This is a genomic window from Pseudomonas sp. GW821-FHT07F05 (assembly GCF_059418765.1).
In genome coordinates, this window is record NZ_JBWKQL010000004.1 from 231,760 (window position 1) to 249,789 (window position 18,030).

15 protein-coding genes are annotated in these 18,030 nt (G+C 62.5%); 4 read left to right on the top strand and 11 right to left on the bottom strand.

Translation table 11 applies throughout. From position 1 onward, the window contains the following. Positions 1 to 87 precede the first annotated feature (87 nt). The 3 genes from AC07RO_RS12270 to AC07RO_RS12280 are packed head-to-tail and all read right to left on the bottom strand — an operon-like array spanning position 88 to position 5,867. Positions 88 to 1,497, bottom strand: coding sequence for an efflux transporter outer membrane subunit (locus tag AC07RO_RS12270; RefSeq protein ID WP_495086156.1), 1,410 nt, complete (start codon positions 1,495 to 1,497; stop codon positions 88 to 90). Next, positions 1,481 to 2,647, bottom strand: a complete 1,167-nt coding sequence (locus AC07RO_RS12275) for an efflux RND transporter periplasmic adaptor subunit (protein ID WP_495086157.1) — start codon at positions 2,645 to 2,647, stop codon at positions 1,481 to 1,483. The genes AC07RO_RS12270 and AC07RO_RS12275 overlap by 17 nt, the downstream gene beginning before the upstream one ends. Then, positions 2,637 to 5,867 carry an efflux RND transporter permease subunit gene (locus AC07RO_RS12280; protein ID WP_495086158.1) on the bottom strand — a complete coding sequence of 1,077 codons (3,231 nt, stop codon included), beginning with the start codon at positions 5,865 to 5,867 and terminating at the stop codon, positions 2,637 to 2,639. Before AC07RO_RS12280 ends, AC07RO_RS12275 begins: the two co-directional genes overlap by 11 nt. 206 nt (positions 5,868 to 6,073) lie before the next feature. On the opposite strand from AC07RO_RS12280, the gene AC07RO_RS12285 reads away from it, so the two are divergent. From AC07RO_RS12285 to AC07RO_RS12295, 3 genes are all read left to right on the top strand, one after another. Continuing rightward, positions 6,074 to 6,484 (top strand): PA0061/PA0062 family lipoprotein, encoded by a 411-nt coding sequence (locus AC07RO_RS12285; RefSeq protein ID WP_346627841.1) that lies wholly within the window; start codon positions 6,074 to 6,076, stop codon positions 6,482 to 6,484. A gap of 309 nt (positions 6,485 to 6,793) precedes the next feature. Then, positions 6,794 to 7,513, top strand: coding sequence for a zeta toxin family protein (locus AC07RO_RS12290; protein ID WP_495086159.1), 720 nt, complete (start codon positions 6,794 to 6,796; stop codon positions 7,511 to 7,513). Continuing rightward, positions 7,510 to 7,668 (top strand): hypothetical protein, encoded by a 159-nt coding sequence (locus AC07RO_RS12295; protein ID WP_163022190.1) that lies wholly within the window; start codon positions 7,510 to 7,512, stop codon positions 7,666 to 7,668. Before AC07RO_RS12290 ends, AC07RO_RS12295 begins: the two co-directional genes overlap by 4 nt. A gap of 85 nt (positions 7,669 to 7,753) precedes the next feature. Here AC07RO_RS12295 and AC07RO_RS12300 read toward each other — a convergent pair whose 3' ends face one another. From AC07RO_RS12300 to AC07RO_RS12310, 3 genes are all read right to left on the bottom strand, one after another. Next, positions 7,754 to 9,145 carry a sensor histidine kinase gene (locus tag AC07RO_RS12300; protein ID WP_192172340.1) on the bottom strand — a complete coding sequence of 464 codons (1,392 nt, stop codon included), beginning with the start codon at positions 9,143 to 9,145 and terminating at the stop codon, positions 7,754 to 7,756. Further along, positions 9,123 to 9,806, bottom strand: coding sequence for a response regulator transcription factor (locus AC07RO_RS12305; protein WP_062387311.1), 684 nt, complete (start codon positions 9,804 to 9,806; stop codon positions 9,123 to 9,125). The genes AC07RO_RS12300 and AC07RO_RS12305 overlap by 23 nt, the downstream gene beginning before the upstream one ends. 320 nt (positions 9,807 to 10,126) lie before the next feature. Next, positions 10,127 to 11,050 carry a formate/nitrite transporter family protein gene (locus AC07RO_RS12310; protein WP_346627839.1) on the bottom strand — a complete coding sequence of 308 codons (924 nt, stop codon included), beginning with the start codon at positions 11,048 to 11,050 and terminating at the stop codon, positions 10,127 to 10,129. 174 nt (positions 11,051 to 11,224) lie between these two features. Here AC07RO_RS12310 and AC07RO_RS12315 point away from each other — a divergent pair, with 174 nt between their 5' ends. Next, entirely contained in the window at positions 11,225 to 11,710 is a 486-nt protein-coding gene (locus tag AC07RO_RS12315; protein WP_463582161.1) for a GNAT family N-acetyltransferase, read from the top strand. 782 nt (positions 11,711 to 12,492) lie between these two features. Here the strand turns inward: AC07RO_RS12315 and pncA are convergent. From pncA to AC07RO_RS12340, 5 genes are all read right to left on the bottom strand, one after another. Next, positions 12,493 to 13,143 carry a bifunctional nicotinamidase/pyrazinamidase gene (pncA, locus tag AC07RO_RS12320; RefSeq protein WP_192172343.1) on the bottom strand — a complete coding sequence of 217 codons (651 nt, stop codon included), beginning with the start codon at positions 13,141 to 13,143 and terminating at the stop codon, positions 12,493 to 12,495. 64 nt (positions 13,144 to 13,207) lie between these two features. Then, positions 13,208 to 14,173, bottom strand: a complete 966-nt coding sequence (locus AC07RO_RS12325; RefSeq protein WP_495086160.1) for a D-2-hydroxyacid dehydrogenase family protein — start codon at positions 14,171 to 14,173, stop codon at positions 13,208 to 13,210. A gap of 195 nt (positions 14,174 to 14,368) precedes the next feature. Beyond that, positions 14,369 to 15,022 carry a DUF1345 domain-containing protein gene (locus tag AC07RO_RS12330; RefSeq protein WP_192172345.1) on the bottom strand — a complete coding sequence of 218 codons (654 nt, stop codon included), beginning with the start codon at positions 15,020 to 15,022 and terminating at the stop codon, positions 14,369 to 14,371. 170 nt (positions 15,023 to 15,192) lie between these two features. Beyond that, a complete protein-coding gene (gene gudD / locus AC07RO_RS12335; protein ID WP_192172346.1) occupies positions 15,193 to 16,536 on the bottom strand; it encodes a glucarate dehydratase in 1,344 nt (447 codons plus the stop codon). 86 nt (positions 16,537 to 16,622) lie between these two features. Beyond that, on the bottom strand, positions 16,623 to 17,972 hold the full coding sequence (locus AC07RO_RS12340; RefSeq protein WP_192172347.1) for an MFS transporter: 1,350 nt from the start codon (positions 17,970 to 17,972) through the stop codon (positions 16,623 to 16,625). Between the last annotated feature and the right edge of the window lie 58 nt (positions 17,973 to 18,030).

The window sequence follows — 18,030 nt, forward strand, 5'->3', positions numbered from 1 at the left end:
TCGTGAGCAAGCTCACTCCCACAGGTCCAACGAACTGGCCGAAATAAGGTGGAGCGCCATCCCGGTCACTCTCATAGAGCGCTAAGCTCACCCGTTTTTCCACCCCCCACCCAACGCCGCCATGAGCCCGACACTGGCCTGCAACCTATTGGTCTCAACCACCTGCAACCGCCGTTGTGCCTGAAGCGCCGCAGTTTGCGCGGTCACTACATCCAGGTAACTCGCGGCCCCGGCCTGGTAGCTGCTGATCGCCATCTGTTCGGCGTTTTGTGCGGCGTCGACGGCGGCGTGCTGGTCCTCGGATTCACGCTGCAGATCGCGCAACTGACCCAGATTGTCTTCCACCTCGCGCACCGCCTTGAGCACCTGGCTGTGGTACTGCGCGGCGGCTTCTTCGAATTCGGCCTTGGCTTGCCGCTCGTTGGCGCTGCGGCGGCCGCCGTCGAAAATCGGCAGGTTGACCAGCGGCCCCAGCGCCCAGTAACGATTGGCTGCCGCCAGCAGATTGCCGCTGCCCTGGGTTTGCCCGCCGAGCAGGCCGGTCAGGCTGAAGTCCGGGTACCACGCCGCTTTCGCCACGCCGATGTTGGCGTTGGCGGCGAACACGCGACGCTCTGCGGCGGCGACGTCGGGGCGTTGTTGCAACAGGCTGCCGGGCAAGGCGTGGGGGATGCCGGGCAGTTTCAGCGGTTGCGCGTTCTGGGCCAGATTAACGTCTCCGGGCATCGCGCCCACCAGTTCGGCGATGGCGTGTTCGCCGAGGTCGCGCTGGGCGTTGACGTCATCGAGCTGCGCCCGGGCTTCGGCGAGCTGGCTTTGCGCACGGGTCAGGTCCAGTGCCGACGCGATCTTGCCCTCGTAGCGATCGCGGGTCAGTTGCAGGGCCTGGGTGTAATCGTCCAGCGAGGTCTGCAGGATGCGGCTCTGCGCGTCCAGCCCGCGCACCTGCACATACAGCGTCGCCAACTGGCGCTGCAGGCTCAGCCGCGCGACCGCCAGATCGTCCGCCGAGGCTTGGGCCTGGGCGTCGCCGGCCGCCACCTGGTTGCGGATCTTGCCCCACAGGTCCGGATCGAAATTCAGGCTGAACCCGGCGGTGTCACTGTTGTAGATCGAGGGCTGCGTGCCGCTGCGCAGTGGCCGACGATCCGACTGCCGCTGACGAACCGGGCTCAGGCTGGCGTTGACCTGAGGCATCAGCCCCGCGTGCAGCTGACTGGCATACGCGAGCGCGGCGTCGTAGTGAGCCAGCGCAGCGGTCAGGTCCGGGTTGGCATTGAGCAGCCGTTGTTGCAGGTCATTCAGTTGCGCGTCCTCGAACGCTTTCCACCACTGGGCTTGCACCGTATCGGCAGGCTGCGCCGGGTGCCAGGGACCGGCGTCCTCGGCGAAATGCGCGGGCAGATGAACCGCCGGCGCCCGATAAACCGGTGCGAGCGAACAGCCCTGCAGCGTCACGGCAATGGCCAGCGCCAGCAGTTCAAACCTTGTGCGCATGGTCACCTCCGGCGTCCGCCAGTTGCACGGCATCGTTCTCCCGCAGCGCATCGGGCGGGTTATCGATGACGTGATCGGCCGGTTTGAGGCCTTGATCGATGATCAGCCGGTCCCCCAGATCCATCGCGATGTGGATGTCGCGCAGGTGCACATGGCCGGCGCCATCGAGGGTGGCAACCTGGGTGCCTTTGGCGCGGAAGATCAGCGCGCTGGCCGGAATGCTCAGCCCGCCGCTGGCGCTGTTTACCGGCAGCGTGGCGTCGGCGTAGTCGCCGGGCATCAGCGCGCCGTCCGGGTTGTCGGCGATGAACTGGGCCAGCAGGGTGCCGGAGCGCGGATCCACCGCCGTGGAATCCCCGAGCAACGTGGCGGTGTAGGTCTGCCCCGGATGCTCGGGCACGCTCAGTTGCACCCGCATGCCGGGGCGGACCACGCTGGCGTAGTTCTGCGGGATCGGCACATACAGCCGCAGGCGATGGGTGTCTGCGAGGCTGAACAGCGGGCGCGCGCCGCCGTCATCGGCCTTGATCAACTGACCGATGTCAGTGTTGCGCGCGGTGACAGTGCCACTGAATGGCGCGCGAATGGTCTTGTATTCCTCCAGCGCCACGATCCGTTGATAGTCAGCCTCTGCCGCCTGCACATCGGCGTTGGCAGCCGTGGCGGTGGCAACTTTTTCATCCACTTCCTGTTGCGACACTGAATGGGTGGTCAGTAGATGCTGCCAGCGTGCCGCCGTGGTCTGTGCGATGCGTGCGTTGGCGTGTTGCTGGGCCAGACGCGCCCGCGCCTGAGCCAGTTGCTGGTCGAGCTCGGGGCTGTCTATGTGGGCCAGTACCTGACCGGCCTGCACATGGCTGCCGATGTCGGCGTCCCAGTCTTTCAGGTAACCGCTGACCCGCGCGTTGATCGCCGCATTGCTCCAGGCCTCGAGGCGCGCGGGCAGGCGCAAGGTGTTGCCTTGGGCGCTTTGGGTCGGCACGACAACGCTGACAACGGGCACCGATTGCCGCTCGGTCCAGGCGTCGACGGCGTGTGCCTCGCGGGTGCGTGCGGCCAGGCCATTGGCGACCAGCAGCGCCGCCAGGGTCAGGCCGCCAATGCCGAGCAACATCAGGCGTTTGCGCGAAGGGGCGTGTTCAGACGACATGGGGTGTTTCTCCATCAAGGGCATTCGCAGGCAAGGGTGTTGAGTGGCGGTGGACGAGGCTGAACACCACCGGCACGAACAGCAGGGTCGCAGTGGTGGCGAGGATCAGGCCGCCGATCACCGCACGGCCGAGCGGCGCGTTCTGTTCCTGGGAGATCGCCAGCGGCAGCATGCCGATGATCATCGCCAGCGCGGTCATGCACACCGGGCGGAAGCGCGTGTAGCCAGCCTCCATCGCGGCGAGCAGGGCATCGCCGTGTTCGGCGAGGCGCTCGCGGCAGAAACTCACCACCAGAATCGAGTTGGCGGTGGCCACGCCCATGCACAGGATCGCGCCCGTCAGCGCTGGGACCGACAACGATGTGCCGCTGATAAACAGCATCCAGACGATGCCGGCCAGCGCGGCGGGGAGGGCGGTGATGATCACGAACGGATCGATCCACGATTGGAAGTTGACCACGATCAGCAAATAGATCAGCACCACGGCGCCGAGCAGGCCCAGGCTCAAACCGCTGAATGCTTCATGCAACGCGTCGATCTGGCCGTGCAGGCTGACCGTCGCGCCTTTGGGCCGCAGGTGCGCGGTGCCGTCGATGACCTTCTGGATGTCCGCCGCCACGCCGCCTAGGTCGCGGCCCTGCACGTTCGCGAACAGGTCCAGGGTCGGCTGAATGTTGTAGTGGGTGACCACCGCCGGGCTGTCGACGCGGCTGATCGTCGCCAGGCCGCCGAGGATCTGCGACTGTCCGTTACTGCCGGTAATCGGCAGGGCTTCGAGGCTCGGCAGGCTATCGAGACGGTATTGCGGTGTCGCCGCGACCACCGAATACGAGACGCCGTTTTTCGGGTTCAGCCAGTACGTCGGCGCCACTTGGGAGGTCCCGGCCAAGGAAGCGCCGAGGCTGGTGGTCACGTCTTTTTCGGTGATCCCCAGTTGCTTGGCCCGCAGCCGATCAACGTTCACCTGCAACGACGGGTAACCAGTGGATTGCTGAATGCGCAGGTCGGCGATGCCCGACACATGCTGCAAGCGCCGCTGCAGTTCCAGTGCGTAGGCGCGGTTGGCGTCGCCGTTGGGGCCGGAGATTTTCAGGTCCAGCGGCGCGGGTGCGCCGAAGTTGAGGATCTGGCTGCTGATGTCGGCGGGCATGAAGGCGAATTGGCTGCCGGGGAAGCTTTGCGGCAAGGCTTCGCGCAGGCGCTTGACGTAATCGGCGGTCGGCGCGTGGTCGGCCTTGAGGGTGACTTGAATATCGCCATCCTGCGGTCCGATGGTGCCGCTGCTGCTGTAGGCCATGTCGATGCCGCTCAGGGGGATGCCGATGTTGTCGATCACCGTGTCCAGCTCATCCGCCGGGATGATCTCGCGGATGCGCTGCTCGATGCGGTCGAACGCCGCCGCGCTTTCCTCGATCCGCGTGCCCAGCGGCAGGCGCACGTGCATCGACAGCGCGCCGGCGTCGGTGGCCGGGAAGAAGTCTTCGCCCAGGCTCGGCAGCAGCGCAAAACTGGCGAGCACGCAGGCGAGAAAGCCGATGAGGAATGACTTGCGCCGCTTCAGCGCCAGGCCCAGCAGGCCGTGGTAGGTGTCGCGAATCGCTGAGAAACGTGCCTCGAAACCCTGCTGAAACATCAATGCGCCGCGCAGGACCAGGTTGCGTTGTCGGCCATGCTGATCGCCTTCGTGGTGATTGATGAACGGGTCTTCCGGGTGATGCCCGGCGCCGGTCTCCAGCACGTGGGGTTTGAGCAGAAACATCGCCAGGGTCGGCACCAGCGTGCGCGACAGCAGGAACGAGCTGGCCATGGCGAAGATCACCGCCAGCGCCATGGGCCGGAACAAATAACCGGCGATCCCTTGCAGCATGAACATCGGCACGAAGACGATGCAGATGCACAGCAGCGAGACGAAGGCGGGGCCGACGATCTGCCGCGCGCCGTCCATGATCGCGTCCTTCACCGCCTTGCCCTGTTCCAGGTGCCAGTTGATGTTCTCGATGGTCACCGTTGCGTCGTCCACCAGGATCCCCACGGCCAGCGCCAAGCCGCCGAGGGTCATCACGTTCAGGGTTTGTCCGGTCACGGAAAGCAGGGCGATGGCCGAGAGCACGGCCAGGGGAATCGACGCGGCGATGATCAGCGTCGAGCGCCAACTGCCGAGGAATAGCAGGATCATCACGCTGGTCAGCAAGGCGGCGATGATGCCTTCCCGGGCCACACTCCCCACCGACGCTTTGACGAACACGGAGGCGTCGCCCAGCAGCGAGGTTTTCAGCGCTGGCGGCAGCGTCTCGTTGATCAGCGGCAGCATGTTGCGGATGTTGTCGACGATGGACAGGGTCGAGATGTTGCCGTTCTTCAGCGCCGGCATCAGCACGGCGCGACGGCCGTCAACGCGCACGATGTTGGTCTGCGGCGGCGAACCGTCGCGCACGTGGGCCACTTGGCCGATGGTGATCAGCGCGCCGTCGACGGTCTTGATCGGCAGGTCATTGAGTTCGTCGATGGCCTTGGGGCTGTTGTTGAGCAGCACGGTGTATTCGTCGCCGCCCATCTTCGCCGTGCCCACCGGGATGATCTGGTTACCGGCGGCCAGTGCGTTGCCGACGTCTTGCGCCGACAGGCCTTTGGCGGCCAGCGCCTGGGGATCGAGGTCCAGGGTGATCTGCCGCTGCTTGCCGCCCATGGGCGTCGGCATCGCCAGCCCCGGCACCGCACTCAGCGGCAGCCGGACGCTGTTCTGCACCAGATCGCGAATCTTCGCTTCCGACAGCGTCGGGCTGGAAAAGGCCATCTGCAGGATCGGCACGGTCGAGGCGCTGTAGTTGAGGATCAGCGGCGGGGTGATGCCCGCCGGCATTTGCTTGAGCACGGTCTGTGAGACCGCCGTGACCTGGGCGTTGGCGGTGCGGATATCCACTCCCGGCTGGAAGAAAATCTTGACGATGCCCATGCCGGGCAGCGACTGCGACTCGATGTGTTCGATGTCGTTGACCGTGGTGCTCAGCGAGCGCTCGTAGGTGTAGATCACCCGACCGGCCATGGCGTCCGGCGACAGCCCGGCGTATTGCCAGACCACCGCGACCACCGGAATGCCGATGTCCGGAAACACATCGGTGGGCGTTTTAAGGGCCGCCATCGGCCCGACAATACAGATGAAAATCGCCAACACGATAAACGTGTACGGCTTTAGCAATGCAGTCCTGACCAGCCCGAGCATGCCGTAAACCTCCCATTTCGAATGGGCGCAGTCTTGGGGGACGTACCTAACACGCGGCTTTCAGCCAGATGAACAAAACGTTAGTGCGGTGAGCAGGTTGCTTTCATGCTGGATTCATTTGTTGTTCATCCGCGACCCACGCACCCTGCGCCCCTCGAAATTCCACCCTGCACATCAGGGATTTTTTCAACTGCCGAGGTCGTGCCATGAAAGCCAAATCGTTATTGCTGGTTCCTATGTTCAGTCTGGTCGTGTTGCTCTCCGCCTGCGCCGGTCCCATGCCCAAAGCCGACCCGAGCGAGGCGTGGATCAGCTTGCAGGAACAGCCCGCCGACGTGCTGATGGCCGAGGACCTGGATGGCAAGCGCCTGAATGACGGGCGCTTCTTCGAAGTCAAACCCGGCGCCCATACCCTCGATGTCAACCTGATCGTGGAGCGCAGCGGCGACAACGGAGAGATGAACTGCGAGACCGGCATCCAATACGGCCAGTTTCAGGCGGGTGAGCATTACAAACTGGTGGAATCCAGTCTGGGCGAGGAATACCGGGTGAAACTTGAAGATGCGAAAGGGAAGTCGCTGGGGCACAGCGTGGACTTCACGTGCATGCCGGGGTGAAGGGAAGGCTGCTTTGTGGTTCGGGTGATGTCGCGCACTGTCACGCGGCACACCTGATCCAAGTGGGAGCTTGCTCACGAAGACGGCATTCCGGCTGCCGGATAATGAGCGGCTGTACCGGCCTATTCGCGAGCAAGCTCGCTCCCACAGGATTCGTGTTTCCTGCGTGGCAGTGTGCACGAATCCACATCCGTGAATGCTCACCAGCGCATCCTGTTTCGTTTTGTGACGTCGGATAGGCGCAGTCGAAGCGCCCGTGAATACTGCGCGGCGCTGGACTGTCGTGACTTCATAAAAGGATGGGTGACTGTGGATACGGATGATCGACGGATATCAGAAGAGGCTGTTGTTTTTGCCAAGGCGAACAGGAAGGAGATTGCGAGGAGGCTGACGGATCCTGCGGTTTATGCGCCTGATGACTGTCCCGTTTCAATCTTCATGGCGGGATCCCCGGGTGCAGGAAAGACGGAGACATCCATCGAATTCATGAACAGATTCGAGTCTTCTACCGTGCGGATTGACCCTGATCTTCTGAGGGCAGAGATTCCGACGTATACAGGTGGAAATGCCTGCCTTTTTCAACATGCGGTTTCAGTGCTGGTCGAGAAACTTCACGACCAGGCACTGAAGCAAAAGCAGTCATTTCTACTGGATGGGACGTCAGCGAATTTCGATATTGTCGCGCGGAACATCCGTAGGTCCGTTGGGCGCGGAAGATTTGTGCTCATCATCTACGTGTATCAGGACCCTGCACTGGCCTGGAGATTCGTCACCGCAAGAGAGCAAGTCGAGGGGCGCAACATCCCGCTAAGGGAATTTGTCAGGCAATACTTCAGCGCAAGGGACGCAGTAAACCGCCTCAAAAGCGAGTTCGGTCATGCGGTCACCGTTGATATGCTTCTCAAAAATGACAAGGGCGGGACTCGGCTGTATCAGGAAAATGTTCAACGTGTTGACGACCACATCCCTGAAAACTACGATCCAGCGTCACTACTCAGGATGCTGAATGCACACGAGGGATTGAAATGAGTTCGTCTGACAAGCCTTTACCAAAACTGAAAAGGACCCTTTCCGACTTCGTCCGCAACGCCACCTTCGAGGAGAAGGAACGGGTTTATCTGGAGGTCATGGAGAAAGCCTGGGCGCGGCAGGAAAAGATCATCGAGCAAGCCCGGAAAATGTAACGCCCCCCAATAACAAAGCCGCCCTTGAGGCGGCTTTGTCGATTTTGCTTGCAGCTTGCAGCTTGCAGCCCAAAGCCCCACCCCTTCACCCCAACGCCAGCACCCGTCGGCATTCCAGCACCAGACTCGCGCCCCCGGACGGGCTGCTGCCGATGCGCAGTTTAAAGCCGTGCAGATTCACGATCGCAGCGACGATCGACAGCCCCAGGCCGAAGCCGCTTTGCTGATTGCCGTTTTCGCTGCGGTAGAAGCGCTTGAACACAGCCTCGCGTTCGGCATCGGGGATGCCGGGGCCGGTGTCCTGAACTTCGATGAAGGTGGTTTCCCCTTCGGCGCGGGCGATGAGCAGGACTTGCCCGCCCGGCGGGGTGAACTTGATCGAGTTGCTCAGCAGGTTCGACAGCGCCTCGAACAGCAGCGCGCGGTCACCCACCAGCGGCGGCAGGTGCTCGGCAACTTTCAGCTGCAGAGAGACGCGGCCTTCTTCGGCCAGCGGCAGGTAAAAATCGTGCAACTCCTGCAACAGCGGCTGCGGATCGAGCTGACCGAACGCCGAACGCCGCTGGTGATCTTCCAGTTCCGAGATCCGCAGCAGCCCGCGAAAGCGCGCCATCAGCGTGTCGGCGTCGGCGATCACCTGGGCCATTTGCTCGCCCAGCGCCGAATCTTCCGGTGACTGCTGCTGAATCCGGTACAGCTGCGCGCGCAGACGGGTCAGCGGGGTGCGCAGGTCGTGGGCGATGTTGTCGCAGACGCCCTTGACCTCGTTCATCAGGCGCTCGATGCGGTCGAGCATGGCGTTGACGATGTCGGCGAGCATGTCCAGCTCGTCGCGGCGGTCCGACACCGGCAGGCGGCGGGCCAGATCACCGGTGACGATGGCCTCGGCGCTGGCCTGAATCGCCCGGATGCGTTGCAGCGGCCGGCGTCCCAGCAAGTGCCAGCCAGCGATACCCGGAATGATCGTCAGCGAAATGCCCCACAGCAGCGCGCGCAGAATCAGCGTGGTCACGGCGAACAGCGAACCGTTGTCGCGCACCAGAATCAGCCAGCGATCATCCAGCGTATGGATCGCCACGGCGTCGCAGCCCGAGCTGGGCAGGTCCGGGTCGTCGGAATCGATGCAGGTGGCCAGTTCCTGGATTTCCCCGGTCAGCTTGAGGCCGTCGGGAATGCTCTGGATCGGGCCGCTGATGGGGTTCATGTCCTTGTCGAACAGCCCGTAGGCGTCGACCGAACGCATGTCGAATTTATCGCTGGTGCGCAACGCATCGTCCAGCTGCGCGCCTTCGAATCGCGAGAACAACTGCTGGCGCTGCATCAACGAGTGGCGGGCGAGGGTGTTGAGGTAACTGGTGACTTCCCAGTACAGCACCCCCATGAGGATGCTGCTCCAGGCCACAAACAGGAAACTGTACAGCGCCAGCAGCCGGCTGCTGGAGGAGCGCCAGCCCTTAGACGGGTTCGGCAATGACATAACCTGAGCCTCGAACGGTACGTATCAGCGGCGTCAGGGTAGGGGGATCGATTTTCTTGCGCAAGCGACCGATGTGCACGTCGATCAGGTTGGTGCCGGGGTCGAAGTGATAACCCCAGACTTCTTCAAAAATCATCATGCGCGTGATGATCTGCCCGCTGTTGCGCATCAGGAATTCCAGCAGCTTGTATTCGGTCGGCAGCAGGTTCAGCGGCTGCCCGGCGCGGCTGGCTTCTCGGGTGATCAGATTGAGTTCGAGGTCGGCGACCTTGAGCATGGTCTCGGCCTGAGTCCCCGGATTGCTGCGGCGCAGCAAGACTTCCACCCGGGCGGCCATTTCGTCGGAGGCGAAGGGTTTGGACAGGTAATCATCCCCACCCGCGCGCAACCCGCGCACCCGCTCATCTACATCGGACAGCGCGCTAATCATCAGAATCGGCGTGGCGATACCCAGAGCGCGCATGGTGGTGACAATCGCCAGACCGTCGACTTCCGGCAGCATGCGATCGAGGGTAATCAGGTCGTAATCGCCGCTGACCGCGCGGACCAGGCCCTCGCGACCGTTGTCGACCCAGTCCACCTGCAGGCCGTGGCTGCTCAGTTCGGCAACGATTTCCTTCGCGGTGACGGCATCGTCTTCGATTGTCAGAATTCGCGTCATGTGAGATCAGGGCCACGTGAGAGGACAGAAGGCTGCATTTTGCCTTTAAACGTAGTCGGGATTTCTTAAAAATAATTTAAGAAGGGCATGAGGGGCGTTTTGGTGCTAGCCAGCGCGCCGGGGGGAGTGGGCAGGCGCTCGATTCCTGACAGGTCAGCGATCAGTGTGGGAGCGACCGGGGTGGCGCTCCACCTTGCTCGCGAATGCGTTGTATCAGGCGACCCTTGACTGTCAGGTCCGACGCCTTCGTGAGCAAGCTCACTCCCACATGACCGGTGTCACACCCAGGCACAACGGTCACTGTCACATTTCCTACCGCTTCAAGCGCCTTTTCGATCGGATTCAGCTTTGGGCTGACGCAGCTCTTGCTTCAGCTTTTCGTCCAGCACTTTCTTCTGGCCTTTCTTGTCCGGCGTTTCGCCTTCGCTGCGGATCTGCGCATGGCTGATCAACGCGAAGATGAAGCTGCCGCCGATGATGTTGCCACCCAGTGTCGGGCCTGCGAATGTCAGCCAGAAATCCTTCCATGGCAGCTCGCCGGCGAACACTAGATACGAGACTTCCGCCGAGCCGACCACGATGTGGGTGAAATCCCCCAGGGCCATCAGGTAGGTGATCATCACGATGATGGCGACCTTGGCCGATTCCATGGACGGGATCATCCACACCATGGTGGCGATCATCCAGCCGGAGATAATGCCTTTGGCGAACATCTGCCCGCTGTCGTTCTCCATCACCTTGCGGCCGATTTCGAGGAAAGCCTGGTCGGTCTTGGTGTCGAAGATCGGCAGGTGCAGCATGACGTAGGCCACCAGCAGCGTGCCGCACAGGTTACCTACCAGCACCACGGTCCACAGCCGCAACAGGCGGACGACGTTTTTCAGCGTCGGCTTGCTCATCACCGGCAGCACGGCGGTCAGGGTGTTTTCGGTGAACAGCTGCTGACGGGCCAGAATCACCGCCAGAAAGCCTGCGCAGTAGCCGAAGCTGGCGATGACTTTGAAGCCTTCGGCATCGGGCAGGCGAGAGTTCAACAGCCCCATCGCCATCAGCGACAGGCCCATGGTCAGCCCGGCCGCGAGGGCCGACCAGAACAGCGCGGCGACGTTGCGCTCCAGTTCCTGATCGCCCTGCATGCGGATCGTTTCGTGGAGGACGGCGGCGCGGGGCGGCTGGTTTTCGTCGATGTCGCGTTCTTCTTCCGCCGTGAGGCCGGGGGTCTTGCCGTCTGGTTCGTGTTCCATGGCGATCCTTTGGATGATTCAGTGCTCGTGGTCAGAGCATTCTGCTTTCGATGTTCGAGGGAGGCGGCGGCTGGCGTGCACGTGCTTGCTGCGCGGCGCTGCTGCTTGAGACACAATCCGTCACCCGTCGTTCGCCAACGGCGGCAGCCTTTTCACTGACCCGGGAGCCCCCCTTTGAGCCTTCACATCCGCGATGCCACCCGTGACGACGCCGCCGTCATCCTGGGCTTTATCACCGAGCTGGCGATCTACGAAAAAGCCGAGCACGAGGTCAAGGCCAGCGTCGCTGACATTGAGCAAAGCCTGTTCGACGAAGCTTCGCCGGCCAAGGCCCTAATCTGCCTGCTGGACGGCCAGCCCATAGGTTTCGCCGTGTACTTCCTGAGCTATTCCACCTGGCTGGGCCGCAAGGGCCTGTACCTTGAGGATCTGTACGTGTCCGCTGCGCATCGGGGCGCCGGTGCCGGCAAGAAACTGCTGCGCCATCTGGCCCGGATCGCCCATGACAGCGGCTGTGGTCGTCTGGAGTGGAGCGTGCTGGACTGGAACCAGCCGGCGATCGACTTCTACAAATCAATCGGCGCCGAGCCCCAGGACGAGTGGGTGCGTTACCGGATGGAGGGGGAAGGGTTGAAACGCTTTGCATTGGGGCAGGATTGAGGCCTATTGCTGTAGGAGCTGCCTGCGGATGCGGACACGCACAGGTCCTCCGAACTGGCCGAAATATTGAGTCAGTCCACTATCCCGTGGGAGTGACCGGGGTGGCGCTCCACCTTGCTCGCGAAGACTGACTTTCGGCCGCCAAAGAAAGTGGCTGAATGTCCCGGCCTCTTCGCGAGCAAGCTCACTCCCACAGGTCCTACGAACTGGCCGAAATATGAGTCAGTCCACTATCGCGCGGGAGCGAGCTTGCTCGCGAAGACTGACTTTCAGCCGCCGGAGAAACTGGCTGACCGTCCCGGCCTCTTCGCGAGCAAGCTCACTCCCACAGGTCCTACGAACTGGCGGAAATATAGAGTCAGTCCACTATCCCGTGGGAGTGACCGGGGTGGCGCTCCACCTTGCTCGCGAAGACTGACTTTCGGCCGCCGGAGAAAGTGGCTGAATGTCCCGGCCTCTTCGCGAGCAAGCTCACTCCCACAGGTCCTCCGAACTGGCCGAAATATGAGTCAGTCCACTATCCCGTGGGAGTGACCGGGGTGGCGCTCCACCTTGCTCGCGAAGACTGACTTTCGGCCGCCGGAGAAAGTGGCTGACCGTCCCGGCCTCTTCGCGAGCAAGCTCACTCCCACAAGTCCTGCAGCAACCTGAGATTCCGAGGCGCACCACCATCCCGTGGGAGTCGAGCTTGCTCGCGAAAACTGACTTTCAGCCGCCGGAGAAAGTGGCTGAATGTCCCGGCCTCTTCGTGAACAACCTCACTCCCACAGGGGGCTGTGTGTTTATTCAGTGAGCTCTGCACTGTCGATCCGATTGACCCCCGCCAGCGCCATGTCTTTCCAGGCCTGGTCCAGCGAGCCATTGAGGTCGATGGCCTTGCACGCGTCGGCGATCACCCAGGTGTTGAAACCGGCCGCCCGGGCGTCCAGCGCGGTCCAGGCCACGCAGAAATCCAGGGCCAGACCGACCACGAACACGCTGTCGATACCACGCTCGCTCAGATACCCGGCCAGCCCGGTGCGCGTCGTGCGGTCGGCTTCGACGAACGCGGAATAGCTGTCGATGCCGGCGTTGCAGCCCTTGCGCAGGATCAACTGCGCGTGGGTGATATTCAGATCCGCATGCAATGCAGCGCCGTGGCTGCCTTGCACGCAGTGATCGGGCCACAGCGTCTGCGCGCCGTAGGGCAGGGTGATGCTTTCAAATGGCGCGCGACCGGCATGGCTGGACGCAAACGACACATGCCCGCGCGGGTGCCAGTCCTGGGCCATGACCACATTGCGAAACTGCGCGCCGAGGCGGTTGATCAGCGGCACCAGCGCATCGCCCTCGGCCACGGCCAGCGCGCCGCCGGGCATGAAGTCGTATTGCATGTCGATCACCAGCAACGCGGCGCGGGGGTCGGAGGGCAAGCGGGAAAGCGGCGTGGTCATCATCTGAGTCCTTGATGCAGTGAGTCTTGAGGCTGGGTCTTGAGGCGATGAGTGAAGAGCGCGGTCAGGCAAACACGCGGATCGGCGCGCCAGCGTGCCAGGCCTGAATGTCCTCAATCATCTGGCTGAAGAACATCCGGTAGTTGTTTTCTGTCACGTAGCCCACGTGAGGCGTGGCCAGGACGTTGGGCAGCGTGCGGAACGGATGATTGGCCGGCAACGGCTCGACGCTGTAAACGTCCAGCGCGGCGCCAGCGATTTTCTTCTGCGTGAGCACCTCAATCAGCGCGTCTTCGTCGACGATCGGCCCGCGCGCGGTATTTACCAGATACGCCGTCGGCTTCATGCGGTTTAGCGACTCGGCATCCACCAGCCCACGACTGCGCTCGCTGAGCACCAGATTCACCGACACCACGTCCGATTGCTCGAACAGTGCCTGCTTGCTGACGTACGTCACGCCATGCTCGGCGGCGCGTTCGGCTGTCAGGTTCTCGCTCCAGGCAATGACTTTCATGTCGAAGGCCTTGCCGTAGCGGGCGATCTTTTGGCCGATGCTGCCCAGGCCGACGATGCCCAGGGTCTTGCCATACAGGTCGCTGCCGATGCCGATCTGCCAGTCGCCCGCGCGCAGGGAGTTGGCTTCGGCGACCAGGTTGCGGGTCACGCCCATGATCAGCGCCCAGGTCAGTTCCGGCGTCGCGTACTTGTAGCTGTCGGTGCCAACCACGGTGATGCCCAGGCGTGCGGCGGCCTTCAGGTCCAGCGCCGCGTTGCGCATGCCGCCGGTGACCAGCAGTTTCAGGTTGGGTAGCTGACTGAGCAGGGCGTCATCGAAAACCGTGCGCTCGCGCATCACGCAGAGGATCTGGAAGTCCTTGAGGCGGGCGACCATGGCATCAGTTTCGGCCGGGTAGTCATGCAGAAAACTGACCTCGCCAATGGGCTTCAATACGGTCCAGTCCACAACGTTTTCAGCGACCGATTGCCAGTCGTCGAGTACGGCAATCTTCAACCCGGAATCCTGAGTCATTGAGCGAGGCCTCGTTCAGCAGCGATGTTGGATTTTGTGGCGCTCACAGTACGCCTGCCTGCACGGCTCTGGAAGCCCGAAACCGCTTGGAGTGGGCTTCTTTGTGGGAGCGACCGGCGTGGCACAGATCCCGAATCAACCCGGATCCTGTGGGAGCGAGCTTGCTCGCGAAGATGCCAGTACCTGCGCTAAATGTCAGTTAAACAACCCGGCCGCGATGTTGATCGAGAACCCCAGAATCGAGGTGTTGAACACAAAGCCGATCAGCGACTGCGCCAGCACCACTTTGCGCAAGCCGCGGGTGGCGACGCCGACGTCGGAGGTCTGCACGGCGACGCTCAGGGTGAAGGAGAAATACAGAAAATCCCAGTAGTCCGGGTTCTCCTCGCCATCGGCAAAGCGCAGCGCCGGCTTGTCGCCGCGCCAGGTGTAGAACACCCGGGCGTAATGCAGGCTGAAGACCACGCCGATCAGCAGCCATGAGCCAAGGATGGTGAAGCCGGTGAAGGCGTAATGCAGCGCTTTGTCGGCGTCCTTCATGTCCTGAATGCCGGCCAGCTCCAGGATGATCGCCGCCAGGCTGGCAATCGCCGCCACGCAGACGACGAACAGGACCACGCCGGCGTTCTCGTCCTCGATTTCCGCGACCCGGCGCACGTCATCCGCGCTGGATTTGAAGGTGCGGCGCATGATCATCGCCATGTACAGCCAGCCGGCGACGTTCCAGCCGATCAGGCATTTGCTGATCACTGAAATATCCGGGGCGATGAACGCGCTTGCAATACCGGCGGCGACGCCGACGAGGGTGGCAATGGTCAGGCGAGGGTGGGTCTTGGCAAGGCGGGACATAGAGGACTTCAGGGCAGTGAGATGCGCAAACAGTAGCACGCGGCCGCTATGGGAGATGATGAAGAAAAACGGCGCGCAAGGGGTTACGCGCCGGTCGCCATTTGGCAATTTAGGTGATTCTGTCCGGTCGCCGCTGTTCAGCCGCAGGGGGGCCGGCTCGGGTCAGTCGATCAGCGCACCAGGCACGGCTGCTTGTTGTTGAACGTCCAGTTCGGCACCAGGAACTGCATGGCGACGCTGTCATCCCGCGCACCAAGGCCCATGCCTTTGTACAGCTCGTGGGCCTTGGCCACCTGGTCCATGTCTATCTCCACACCCAGCCCGGGCTTCTTCGGCACCTGCACATTGCCGCCGATGATCTGCAGCGGTGCCTTGGTCAGGCGCTGGCCGTCCTGCCAGATCCAGTGGGTGTCGATGGCGGTGATGTTGCCCGGCGCAGCGGCGGCGGCGTGGGTGAACATCGCCAGGGAAATATCGAAGTGGTTATTGGAGTGCGAACCCCAGGTCAGGCCCCATTCGTTGCACATCTGCGCGACGCGCACCGAACCCTGCATGGTCCAGAAGTGCGGGTCGGCCAGGGGGATGTCCACCGATTGAAGCTGGATGGCATGACCCATTTCGCGCCAGTCGGTGGCGATCATGTTGGTGGCGGTGCGCAGGCCGGTGGCGCGACGGAATTCAGCCATGACTTCGCGGCCCGAGTAACCGTTCTCGGCGCCACACGGGTCTTCGGCATAGGCCAGCACTTTGTGCTGATCGCGGCACAGACGCACCGCTTCTTTCAGCGACCAGGCGCCGTTCGGGTCGAGGGTAATGCGCGCTTTCGGGAAGCGTTCGGCCAGTGCCGTGACGGCTTCGATTTCCGCATCGCCGCTGAGCACGCCGCCCTTGAGTTTGAAGTCCTCGAAACCGTATTGCGCATAAGCCGCCTCGGCCAGACGCACCACCGCGTCCGGGGTCAGTGCTTCTTCGTGACGAACGCGAAACCACGCATTGTCAGCATCGGCTTCGGTGCGATAGGGCAGGTTGGTTTTGGTCTGGTCACCGACGTAAAACAGGTAGCCCAGCATCTTCACTTCATCACGCTGCTGTCCTTCGCCGAGCAGTGCGGCGACCGGCACTTCAAGGTGCTGACCTAGCAAATCCAGCACCGCCGCTTCAATGCCGGTCACCGCGTGGATGGTGATGCGCAGGTCGAAGGTCTGCAGGCCGCGACCGCCGGCATCGCGCTCGGCAAAGGTGCGGCGCACGTCGTTGAGGATCTTCTGGTAGTTGCCGATGCTGCTGCCGACCACCAACGTGCGTGCGTCTTCGAGGGTCTGGCGGATTTTCTCGCCGCCGGGGATTTCACCCACGCCAGTGTTGCCGGCGTTGTCCTTGAGGATGACGATGTTACGGGTGAAATACGGGCCGTGGGCGCCGCTGAGGTTGAGCAGCATGTCATCGTGGCCAGCCACCGGAATGACCTGCATGTCGGTGATGACGGGGGTGCTGCCGGAAGTCTGTGTGTTCATCGCTAAATCCTTGGTAATACCGAGCGCGGCGTGGCGCTTTCTTTAAGAGGTTCAGAACGTCGAGTTCAGCGCTTGGAGCGCCTGACTCAGGTGTGGCTGGGCGTCACGTCGACCTTGGCCACCGGCACCGCGCCGGGCTTGGGCGTCGTGCGCACGGTGAACACCAGAATCGCGGCGATGATCGAGGTGACAGTCAGGCCATACAGGCCGCCCTGGATCGAACCGGTCTGCTGTTCGAGGATGCCGAAGGTGGTCGGCGCAACGAAACCGCCCAGGTTGCCCACGGAGTTGATCAGCGCGATGACCCCCGCGGCGATCCGTGCATCCAGATAGCCCTGGGGGATCGGCCAGAACAGCGACGACGCCGACTTGAAGCCCATCGCCGCGAAGCAGATCGCAACAAAGGCAAACACCGGACCGCCCGTAGTCGACATGAACATCCCTGCTGCCGCGATCAACAACGCGACGGCCACCCACGCTTGCTGGTGCTTCCACTTGGCCGACAGCGAGGCGAAGCCGTACATGCAGACGATGGCGATAAACCACGGGATCGAGTTGAACAGGCCGACCTGGAAGTCGGTGAGGTCGCCCATCTTCTTGATGATGCTCGGCAGCCAGAACGTCGCCGCGTAGATGGTCAGCTGGATGAAGAAGTACATCAGGCAGAACAGGATGATCTGCGGGTCCTTGAGCAGCTTGCCGATGGACAGCTTGACCGGGTTGGCCGCTTCGCGAGCCTTCTGTTCAGCGTCGATGGTGTTGACCAGCGCGTCCTTCTCGGCCTCGGTCAGCCATTTGGCGTCGTGGGGTTTGGAGTCGAGCCAGAACCAGACGAAGAAGCACAGGCCGACGGAGAACATGCCTTCGATGAAGTACATCCACTGCCAGCCGTGGTAGCCCAGCGCGTCGATCTGCAGCAACAGGCCGGAGAGCGGGCCGGAGATCACCGACGCGAAGGCCGAGCCGCTGAGGAAGATGGCGATGGCCTTGCCACGCTCGACGCCGGGCAACCAGCGGGTGAAGTAGTAGATCACGCCCGGGAAGAACCCGGCTTCGGCCACGCCCAGCAGGAAGCGCAGGATGTAGAAGTGGGTTTCGGTCTGAATGAACGCCATGCAGGCGGCGACGATGCCCCAGGTGAGCATGATGCGGGTCAGCCAGATGCGCGCGCCGACTTTCTGCAGAAGGATGTTGGAGGGGACTTCGAACATCGCATACGCGATGAAGAACAGGCCGGCACCGAAACCGTAGGCGGCCGCGCCGATACCCAGGTCATGTTCCATGTGACTACGCACGAAGCCGATGTTGACCCGGTCGATGTAGTTGACGATGAACATGATGACGAACAGCGGCAGGATGTGTCGTTTGACTTTCGAGACCGCCGATTGCAGGACGGAATCGGAGGCGTCATCCGCCCGTGTTGAGGATGTGTTCACTCTGGTAACTCCCACTGATTATTTTTATGCGGGTGGTCAAGCACGTTGTGTGTGACAA

Excerpts from the sequence above, each read along its gene's own strand:
- AC07RO_RS12285 (WP_346627841.1), top strand. The coding sequence starts at position 6,074 with ATGAAAGCCAAATCGTTATTGCTGGTTCCTATGTTCAGTCTGGTCGTG.
- AC07RO_RS12330 (WP_192172345.1), bottom strand. The coding sequence starts at position 15,022 with ATGTCCCGCCTTGCCAAGACCCACCCTCGCCTGACCATTGCCACCCTC.
- pncA (WP_192172343.1), bottom strand. The coding sequence starts at position 13,143 with ATGACCACGCCGCTTTCCCGCTTGCCCTCCGACCCCCGCGCCGCGTTG.
- AC07RO_RS12270 (WP_495086156.1), bottom strand. The coding sequence starts at position 1,497 with ATGCGCACAAGGTTTGAACTGCTGGCGCTGGCCATTGCCGTGACGCTG.
- AC07RO_RS12300 (WP_192172340.1), bottom strand. The coding sequence starts at position 9,145 with ATGTCATTGCCGAACCCGTCTAAGGGCTGGCGCTCCTCCAGCAGCCGG.
- AC07RO_RS12275 (WP_495086157.1), bottom strand. The coding sequence starts at position 2,647 with ATGTCGTCTGAACACGCCCCTTCGCGCAAACGCCTGATGTTGCTCGGC.
- AC07RO_RS12310 (WP_346627839.1), bottom strand. The coding sequence starts at position 11,050 with ATGGAACACGAACCAGACGGCAAGACCCCCGGCCTCACGGCGGAAGAA.
- AC07RO_RS12280 (WP_495086158.1), bottom strand. The coding sequence starts at position 5,867 with ATGCTCGGGCTGGTCAGGACTGCATTGCTAAAGCCGTACACGTTTATC.
- AC07RO_RS12295 (WP_163022190.1), top strand. The coding sequence starts at position 7,510 with ATGAGTTCGTCTGACAAGCCTTTACCAAAACTGAAAAGGACCCTTTCC.
- gudD (WP_192172346.1), bottom strand. The coding sequence starts at position 16,536 with ATGAACACACAGACTTCCGGCAGCACCCCCGTCATCACCGACATGCAG.
- AC07RO_RS12325 (WP_495086160.1), bottom strand. The coding sequence starts at position 14,173 with ATGACTCAGGATTCCGGGTTGAAGATTGCCGTACTCGACGACTGGCAA.
- AC07RO_RS12305 (WP_062387311.1), bottom strand. The coding sequence starts at position 9,806 with ATGACGCGAATTCTGACAATCGAAGACGATGCCGTCACCGCGAAGGAA.